This window comes from Microbispora siamensis (assembly GCF_016863095.1).
GTDB lineage: Bacteria > Actinomycetota > Actinomycetes > Streptosporangiales > Streptosporangiaceae > Microbispora > Microbispora siamensis.
Map to the genome: position 1 here is coordinate 1 of NZ_BOOF01000122.1, position 1,051 is coordinate 1,051.

Consider the following 1,051-nt stretch of genomic DNA (forward strand, 5'->3'; position numbering starts at 1 on the left):
ACTAGGGCCTGTATCAAAGTCCGCCGTGGCGCCCCGCCTGCTTTGAAGCTCGTGCACGCGTAAGAGATCGACAACGTAAGAGGTCTCCGGTAAGAGGGTTGATCGACCAAGAACAACCTGAACACCGGAGACCTCGTTGGCCACCTTAGCGGTGACGAGGCGGTTCGACCTCACCGATGCCCAGTGGGCGGTGCTGGAGCCGCTGCTGCCGGCTCCGAGGCGGTCGGGGCGGCCGTCGCTGTACAGCAAGCGGCAGTTGATCGACGGGATCCGCTGGCGGGTACGGGTCGGCGCGCCCTGGCGTGATGTGCCCGCCTGCTACGGATCCTGGTCAGCGGTCTATGCGCTGTTCCGGCGCTATCAGCGGGATGGCACCTGGCAGCAGATCCTGATCGCGCTGCAGGCGCTGGCGGACGCGGCGGGTCGTATCACCTGGGATGTCAGCGTGGACTCCACGATCGCCCGGGCGCATCAGCACGCCGCCGGGGCGCGGAAAAGGGGGATCTTCAAGCCGAGCCGCCCGGCGGCAGGCGCGGCACCGAGCCTGCCGATCACGGGCTCGGGCGTTCGCGCGGCGGGCTGACCACGAAGCTGCACCTAGCCTGCGAGCAGGGGCAAAAGCCGCTGGCTATTGTGCTGACCGCGGGACAGCGTGGCGACAGCCCGCAGTTCACCGCGGTCATCGGCGGTATCCGGGTCCCCCGTCTGGGCGCGGGGCGGCCCCGCACCCGCCCCGACCGTGTCCTGGCCGACAAGGCCTACACTTCCACGGCCAACCGCGCCTATCTGCGGAGGCGCGGGATCAAGGCCACCATCCCCAGCAAGGCCGACCAGGACGCCAACCGCCGGGCCAAGGGATCCAAGGGCGGCCGGCCGCCGACCTTCGACCCTGAGCTGTACAAGCGGCGCCACGCGGTGGAGTGCGGCATCAACCGGCTCAAACGCCACCGCGCTGTTGCCACCAGGTACGACAAACTCGCCGTCCGCTACGAGGCCACGATCCTCATCGCCGCGATCAACGAATGGCTCTGACCGACTTTGATACAGGCTC

The 1,051-nt window shown here is 68.4% G+C and carries 1 protein-coding gene; it reads left to right on the forward strand.

Features of this window, described 5'->3' with window-relative positions; genetic code table 11:
• Positions 1 to 151 precede the first annotated feature (151 nt).
• Positions 152 to 1,032 (forward strand): IS5 family transposase gene (locus Msi02_RS42740; protein ID WP_373308370.1). Its coding sequence is split into 2 segments (ribosomal slippage): positions 152 to 530 and positions 530 to 1,032, totalling 882 coding nucleotides; the frame shifts between segments, so codons are not numbered across the junction.
• Positions 1,033 to 1,051: the final 19 nt, after the last annotated feature.